Source organism: Mesorhizobium sp. M7A.F.Ca.US.007.01.2.1 (assembly GCF_003998165.1).
Taxonomy (GTDB): domain Bacteria; phylum Pseudomonadota; class Alphaproteobacteria; order Rhizobiales; family Rhizobiaceae; genus Mesorhizobium; species Mesorhizobium ciceri.
This window is the reverse complement of the sequence record NZ_RZQP01000257.1, coordinates 1-7838: the sequence shown is the minus strand read 5'-3', so window position 1 is coordinate 7838 and position 7838 is coordinate 1. Positions and strand designations below refer to the sequence as shown.

Here is a 7838-nt window from a genome sequence, read left to right as displayed (position 1 = left end):
GAACTGTCCGAATGTGCGACATAGGTCCAGGCCAGCGCCAGCGCGCGCGGCACGCTGCCGCCGTCAGGCAGTTTCAAGGTCGGCAGCTGGCGATAGAAGCGGCGCGGCAGGTCGCGCTTGACCTGGAAAATGGTCTCTTCGACCAGGTAATTGTTGTCGAGCAGCCATTGTGCCGCCGGCGTGATCGTCTCGCCCCTCGCCTGCGCCGCATTGGTCGACCGGTAGACTTCCAAAATCTTCTTGGCGCTGTCGCGGATACGGGCCTGAAAATCGAAGGGCGTCAGCCCGAACAGATCTGTGAGGTCGCCTTTCGCCAGGCTTTCACCGAGCAGCCGAAGGCGCTCTTCGGGCAGGTAATTGGAGCGGATCGGCTCTTCGGTGATGGCCGGGAAGCTCGCGCTTGTCTTCTCGATTTGGGCAGGATTCGTCTGAATATTCATTGAAAATTCCGTAAGCGGGCACTGAGCGGCGTCACCGCCACGGCAATGGCCCTAAAACCGGTTCAAATGCAATTGGTTGCATAAACCCCACTTGCCGAAAGTTTGTTTCCGCACCACGACAGGGCGTCGTCTCTCAGCAAAACTCAAAGACAAGCACCCCACTTCCCGCCAGCCAGATCGGCGGAGAGGATTCGGGCTTTTTCGTGATGCCGCCAGCAGCTTACGCTATATTTCGCCGGTACCGCGATCATGTTTGGAAACAAGCGTTAATCGTTGCCGGCGATGGCGCGGATCCGGATCACGTACAGCGTTGCCTCATGGGCGGGTTGGACAAGCAGGCCGGTGCTGACCGGCCCGGACAGCAGCGTGTCAAGCGGCCCGAGGCGAACCGGTTCAGCGGCGGGCACACTGATGTCGCCGTCCAAGCACAGGATGAGCGTTGTGCCGGCTTCAGTCCGGATTTCCACGGGGGCCGAAATCACCAGGCGTTCGACCGAATGCGTCATCCGGCTTCGGCGGGTCATGACATTGAGATCGGTGATCGGTCCGCCGATCAGCGCGGCCGAGGTCTGCACGTCGGCCGGGAAAGAAAACAGGGCGGTCGTCCTGTTTATAGATCTCGGCGGGTAGCCGGCAATCTCGAGGACGATGCCCTCGCCTTCGAGCACGGCAAGGGTGCGATCGATGCCGGCGAATCGCGAGAACGGACCGCTCGATTCGACACGCGCCATCGACACGCGCCAGTCGAAATCGTTTAGCCCGGCACCGGGCGGCGAGACGGCGATTTCCGTCGTCACGCCGCCGCCGTTCTTCCACGGCATCGACCGGTATTCGGCTGCCCGCAGGATGCGCATACCTAGCCCTCCGCTATGGCTACGGGCGTTCGAAACTCGAAAAGCCGACTCCGCGGCTTTTCGCCTGCCTGCGGCCGGACGTTTCTCACCCGAGAATGCCGGGCAGGTTGAGCTGGTGCTCCTTGGCGCATTCGATGGCAACGTCGTAGCCGGCATCGGCGTGGCGCATGACACCGGTCGCCGGGTCGTTCCACAACACCCGCTCCAGGCGCCTGGCGGCTTCGCGCGTGCCGTCGGCGACGATGACCATGCCGGCGTGCTGCGAGAAACCCATGCCGACGCCGCCGCCATGGTGCAGCGACACCCAGGTGGCGCCGGACGCCGTGTTGAGCAATGCGTTGAGCAGCGGCCAGTCGGACACCGCGTCCGAGCCGTCCTTCATCGATTCCGTTTCGCGGTTCGGCGAAGCGACCGAGCCGGAATCGAGGTGATCGCGACCGATGACGACAGGCGCCTTCAGCTCACCCTTGGCCACCATCTCGTTGAAGGCGAGGCCGAGCCTGTGGCGGTCGCCAAGGCCGACCCAGCAGATGCGCGCCGGCAGACCCTGGAAGGCGATGCGCTCGCGCGCCATGTCCAACCAGTTGTGCAGATGGGTGTTGCCGGGCGTCAGTTCGCGCACCTTGGCGTCGGTCTTGTAGATATCTTCCGGATCGCCCGACAGAGCTGCCCAGCGGAAGGGACCTATGCCGCGGCAGAACAGCGGACGGATATAGGCCGGCACGAAGCCGGGGAAGGCAAAGGCGTTCTCGAACCCCTCCTCCTTGGCCACCTGGCGGATGTTGTTGCCATAGTCGAGCGTCGGCACGCCGGCGTTCCAGAACGCCACCATCGCCTCGACATGTTCGCGCATGGAAGCGCGGGCCGCCTTCTCGACCACCTTGGGGTCGCTGACGCGCTTCTCGCGCCACTCGGCCATCGTCCAGCCCTTCGGCAGATAGCCGTTGATGGGATCATGCGCCGAGGTCTGGTCGGTAACCATATCGGGGCGAATGCCACGCCTGAACATCTCCGGGACGATCTCGGCCGTATTGCCAAGCAGGCCGACCGACTTCGCCTCGCCGGCCTTGGTCCAGCGTTCGATCTTTTCCAGCGCCTCGTCGAGCGTCTCGGCGCGCTCGTCGACGTAGCGGGTGCGCAGGCGAAAATCGATCGAGTCCGGGTTACATTCGATGGCGAGACAGCAGGCGCCGGCCATGACGGCGGCGAGCGGCTGGGCGCCACCCATGCCGCCGAGGCCGCCGGTCAGGATCCATTTTCCCTTGAGATTGCCGCCATAGTGCTGGCGGCCGGCCTCGACGAAGGTCTCGTAGGTGCCTTGCACGATGCCTTGCGTGCCGATGTAGATCCACGAGCCGGCCGTCATCTGGCCGTACATCATGAGGCCCTTCTTATCGAGCTCGTTGAACTTTTCCCAATTCGCCCAGTGCGGCACCAAATTGGAGTTGGCGATCAGCACACGCGGGGCGTCCGGATGGGTGCGGAAGACGCCGACCGGCTTGCCCGACTGGACCAGCAAAGTCTCGTCATCGGCCAGCGTCCTCAAGGAGGCGACGATGCTGTCGAAATCGTTCCAGGTGCGCGCCGCCCGGCCGATGCCGCCATAGACGACCAGTTCGTTGGGATTTTCAGCAACATCCGGGTCGAGATTGTTCATCAGCATGCGCAGCGGCGCTTCCGTCAGCCAGGAGCGCGCGCTGATTTCGGTGCCGCGCGGGCTGCGGACTTCGCGGATGTTGTGGCGAGGATTGTTCATGGCGTCACTCCATAAGAGGATCTGATGTCAGACGCGCGCCCAGGATGTCGCGGTCTCGAGGATTTTCCGCAGGGTGGCGCGGATCGGTGCTGCGAACTCGGCGTCATAGGGCACCGGCCAATTGTCCGGCGTGCCCTTGCCATCGGGCTCGCGCATATAGATGCGGTTGGAGAGTTCCATCTGCAGTGCGTGCACGCCTTGTTGCGGCTGGCCGAAATGGCGTGTGATCCAGCCGCCCTTGAAGCGGCCGTTGATGACAAAGGTTTCACCGGTTTCGGCCATGATCTGGCCGACCATCGCCTGCAGCGTCGGATCGGCGCTCCTGCCGTCATTGGTGCCGAGATTGAAAACCGGCAGCGTGCCTTCGAACAGGCGCGGCAGCACTGAACGGATCGAGTGGCAGTCATAGAGCACGATCTTTTCGTGTAGCCCGCGCAACCGGCCGATCTCGGCCTGCAAGGCGGCATGGTACGGCACGAAGAATTCCTCGCGACGCTCGTCGATCTCCGACGGCCCCGGTTCTTCGCCCTCGCGATAGAGCGGATCGCCATCGAAGGTCTCGGTCGGGCAAAGGCCCGTCGTCGCCTGGCCGGGGTAAAGCGAGGCGCCGGAGGGATCGCGGTTGACGTCGATGACGGTGCGGGAGATCGCGGTGTGCACCACCGTCGCCCCGAGGCCGGCGGCAAAGTCATAGAGATTATCGATCCACCAATCGCAGTCGCGGCGGCCGAGCCAGGGTGAGACCAGCCGATTCTCAAGGCCGGCGAGGTCGATGCCGGTGTGTGGTATCGACACCAGCAACGGGGCTGTGCCGGGCGTGACCGTCAGCCAGGGCGCGCTTGCCATCACACCGCTCCGGAAATCGACGGCAGAGCCACACCGCCGGCGGCCTCGATGGCCGCACCGCTGCGCACCATGGCGATGGCTTTTTCCATATCGGGGTGGAAATGGCGGTCATTGTCGAGATGCGGCACTTCGGCCCGCACCAGCCTGCGCACCGCCTCCAGGGCGTCGCTCGACGCCAGCGGCGCGTGGAAATCGCAGCCTTGGGCCGCGGCCAGCAGTTCGATGCCGATCACCGCGGTGGCGTTCTCGACCATGCCGATCAGCCGGCGCGCGCCGTGCGCGGCCATCGAAACATGGTCCTCCTGATTGGCCGAGGTGGGGATCGAATCGACTGATGCCGGATAGGCTTTCTGCTTGTTTTCGGAAACGAGCGCCGCCGCCGTCACCTGCGGGATCATGAAGCCGGAGTTCAGGCCGGGCTTGGGCGTCAGGAAGGCCGGCATGCCGGAAAGTGCCGGATCGACAAGCATGGCGATGCGGCGCTCCGACAGCGAGCCGATCTCGCAGACGGCGAGCGCGATCATGTCGGCGGCGAAGGCCACCGGCTCGGCGTGGAAATTGCCGCCGGAAAGCGCGGTGTCATCCTCGGCGAAGATCAGCGGATTGTCGGTGACGCCGTTGGCTTCGGTGCCCAGCGTGTCGGCCGCCTGGCGCAGCACGGTGAGTGCAGCGCCCATAACCTGCGGCTGGCAGCGGAGGCAATAGGGATCCTGCACGCGTTCGTCGCCAACCCGGTGCGATTCACGGATGGCGCTGCCGGCCATCAGATTGCGCAGGGCGTCGGCCGTCTCGACCTGCCCGGGGTGCTTTCTCAGCACATGGATGCGCGGATCGAAGGGGGCGTCGGAGCCTTTTGCCGCGTCGGTCGACAGGGCACCGGCGACCAGCGCCGATTGGTAGAGCACTTCGGCCTCGAACAAGGCGGCCAGCGCATAGGCGGTCGAAAACTGGGTGCCGTTGAGCAGCGCCAGGCCCTCCTTGGCGCCCAGTGTCACCGGCTCCAGGCCATGCGAGACGAAGGCGACCTTGGCCGGGAAACGGCCATGTGGGGTAAAACATTCGCCGACGCCGATCATCACCGCCGTCATGTGCGATAGCGGGGCAAGGTCGCCGGAGGCGCCGACCGAACCTTGCGCCGGCACCACCGGGATGACGTCGTTGGCCAGCATCGCTTCCAGCAACTCGATGGTTTGCGGCCGCACACCCGACGCGCCCTGCGCCAGGCTGGCGAGCTTCAGCGCCATCATCAGCCGGCAAACGGCAACCGGCATCGGCTCGCCGACGCCGGCGGCGTGCGACAGGACGATGTTGCGCTGCAAGGTCTCGAGATCCTCGGCCGGGATGCGGACGCTGGCCAGTTTGCCGAAGCCGGTGTTGATGCCATAGACCGGCTCGCCCTTGGCGACTATCCTGGCGACGGCCTCGGCGCTCGCCTTGATTTTCGGCCGGCAGGCATCGTCCAGCTTGGGCACGGCGCCACGATAGATGGCGCGCCAGTCGGCCAGCGTCGCATTGCCGGGCTTCAGGGTCAGTTCGGTCATTGTCCTCTCCAGATGCGGGCATGCAGCGGGTTGAAGCCCATGCGGTAGACGAGTTCGGCGGGGCGCTCGATGTTCCAGATCGCCAGGTCGGCGGATTTTCCGGCTTCCAGCGTGCCGGTTTCTCCCAGCAAACCAAGCGCGCGGGCCGCCTCCCGGGTGACGCCGGCAATGCATTCATCGACGGTCAGGCCGAACAGGGTCGCGGCCATGTTCATGGTCAGAAGCAGTGAGGTCAGCGGCGAAGTGCCGGGATTGTTGTCGGTGGCGACAGCCATCCTGACGCCGTGCTGGCGAAACAGGCCGATCGGCGGCTTCTTGGTTTCCCGAATGAAATAGTAGGCGCCGGGCAGGATCGTCGCCACGGTTCCGGCCTTGGCCATCGCCGCTGCACCTGCCTCATCGGTGTATTCGAGATGGTCGGCCGACAGCGCACCGTAACGGGCGGCGAGTTCGGCGCCATGCAAATTGGACAGTTGGTCGGCATGAAGCTTGACCGGCAGGCCGGCCGCCTTTGCAGCATCGAAGACGCGCGCCATCTGTTCCGGCGAAAAGGCGATGCCCTCGCAGAAACCGTCGACGGCATCGGCCAGCCCCTCGGCGGCAACCGCCGGGAGAATTTCCTTGGCGACCAGATCGATAAAGGCGTCCTTGTCACCCTTGGCTTCCGGCGGCAGCGCGTGGGCGCCGAGGAAGGTCGTGCGGATCGTCACCGGCCGCTGGTTGCCCAGCCGCCGTGCGGCACGCAGCGACTTCTTCTCGTTTTCGAGGTCCAGGCCGTAGCCTGATTTTACCTCCACGGTGGTTACGCCCTCGGCGATCAGCGCATCGAGGCGTGGCAGTGATTGGGTGACCAGTTCGCTCTCGTTGGCGGCGCGCAGCGACTTGACCGAGGAGACTATGCCGCCACCAGCCCGGGCGACCTCTTCATAAGTGGCGCCGGCCAGCCGCATCTCGAATTCGTTGGCGCGGTTGCCGGCATGGACCAGATGGGTGTGGCAGTCGATCAGGCCGGGTGTGATCCAGCGGCCCTCGCAATCAACCGTCTCGGCGCCCTGGGCAAGTGTCGGGGGCAGCTCCGACTCGGGGCCGGCATAAACAATGCGGCCGTCACGCGCAGCGACCGCGCCATGTTCGACGACGCCAAGTCCGGCAGACCCGTCGGCCATTGTCGTCAGCCGCGCATTGCGCCACAGACGAAGATCCCCTGCCCGGCTTTTGCTCTTTGCAGCCATCATCTTTTCCGTTTCAATCGATGACGATTATGTATATACATATTGAAACGCACTGCAAGTGCCTTCATCGCATGAGACACAGAGAACCGGAGAGAAAAGTGGCAGCGATCTTTGCGGAACAGGCGCTCCTTCCCGATGGCTGGCGCGAAAATGTGCGGCTTACCCTGGCCGAGGGACGCATCACAGCCGTTCAGCCTGGCGCTGCTGCGGCAGCCGGCGACGAACGTCACGCGATCCTGTTGCCCGGCATGCCCAATTTGCACAGCCACGCCTTCCAGCGCGGCATGGCCGGCCTTGCCGAGCTTCGCGGCCCCTCCGCCGACAGTTTCTGGAGCTGGCGCGAGGTGATGTACCGTTTCGCCCTGTCGATGACGCCCGATCAGGTCGAGGCGGTTGCCGCACAACTCTATGTCGAGATGCTGGAGGCCGGTTTTTCCCGCGTCGGCGAATTTCACTATCTGCATCACGACCGCGATGGAAAACCCTACGCCAACCTCGCCGAGATGGCCGAGCGCATTGCGGCCGCGGCCGGCGAGGCAGGCATCGGCCTGACGCTTTTGCCGGTGTTTTATGCGCACTCGTCTTTCGGCGGTGCCGCACCAAACGAAGGCCAGCGGCGATTCATCAACGATGTGAATCGATTCTCGCGGCTTGTTGAGAAATGCCGCGAATCGGTTCGCGCGTTGGATCAGGCTGTTGTCGGCGTCGCTCCGCACAGCCTTCGCGCCGCGACACCGGAAGAACTGATTGACGTGACTGCCCTGGCGCCGGACGGGCCTATCCACATCCACATTGCCGAGCAGGTGAAAGAAGTCGAGGATTGCCTTGCCTGGTCGGGCGCGCGGCCGGTCGAATTTCTGCTGGCCAATGCCAAAGTCGACAAGCGCTGGTGCCTGATCCACGCCACCCACATGACCGATGCTGAAACCGTTGCCATGGCCAAAAGCGGTGCCATCGCCGGCCTATGCCCGATCACCGAGGCCAATCTCGGTGACGGCACTTTTGCCGCGCCGCTGTTCAGGGAACATGGCGGCCGCTATGGCGTCGGCTCCGATTCCAATGTGCTCATCGGCCTGCCCGACGAGTTGCGCCAGCTCGAATATTCGCAGCGCCTCGCCCACCGCGCCCGCAATGTGCTGGCGGTCGCAGGCGGCTCGACCGGCCGCGCA

Annotated in this window: 7 protein-coding genes; 1 reads left to right on the top strand and 6 read right to left on the bottom strand. The window is 64.5% G+C overall.

The annotated features are described in order from the left end of the window. The 6 genes from EN949_RS29980 to hutI all read right to left on the bottom strand — a co-directional run. Positions 1 to 440 (bottom strand): hypothetical protein (locus EN949_RS29980; protein ID WP_164782583.1); only part of this gene is annotated, 440 nt, incomplete at its 3' end. Between the two features lie 266 nt (positions 441 to 706). Further along, the gene (locus EN949_RS29975; RefSeq protein ID WP_127371591.1) at positions 707 to 1294 is read right to left on the bottom strand and encodes a HutD family protein; all 588 of its coding nucleotides are present in this window, start codon (positions 1292 to 1294) and stop codon (positions 707 to 709) included. Positions 1295 to 1379: 85 nt separating this feature from the next. Then, a complete protein-coding gene (hutU, locus tag EN949_RS29970; RefSeq protein WP_127367014.1) occupies positions 1380 to 3050 on the bottom strand; it encodes a urocanate hydratase in 1671 nt (556 codons plus the stop codon). 27 nt (positions 3051 to 3077) lie between these two features. Further along, positions 3078 to 3896: an N-formylglutamate deformylase gene (gene hutG / locus EN949_RS29965; RefSeq protein WP_013532301.1), complete on the bottom strand. Its 819-nt coding sequence runs from the start codon at positions 3894 to 3896 to the stop codon at positions 3078 to 3080. After that, on the bottom strand, positions 3896 to 5437 hold the full coding sequence (gene hutH / locus EN949_RS29960; RefSeq protein ID WP_027162456.1) for a histidine ammonia-lyase: 1542 nt from the start codon (positions 5435 to 5437) through the stop codon (positions 3896 to 3898). Before hutH ends, hutG begins: the two co-directional genes overlap by 1 nt. Next, complete coding sequence (hutI, locus tag EN949_RS29955) at positions 5434 to 6669, bottom strand: imidazolonepropionase (RefSeq protein WP_127370724.1); 1236 nt, start codon at positions 6667 to 6669, stop codon at positions 5434 to 5436. Before hutI ends, hutH begins: the two co-directional genes overlap by 4 nt. Positions 6670 to 6767: 98 nt before the next feature. On the opposite strand from hutI, the gene EN949_RS29950 reads away from it, so the two are divergent. Beyond that, a partial coding sequence (locus EN949_RS29950) for a formimidoylglutamate deiminase (RefSeq protein WP_127371872.1) occupies positions 6768 to 7838 on the top strand: 1071 nt, incomplete at its 3' end.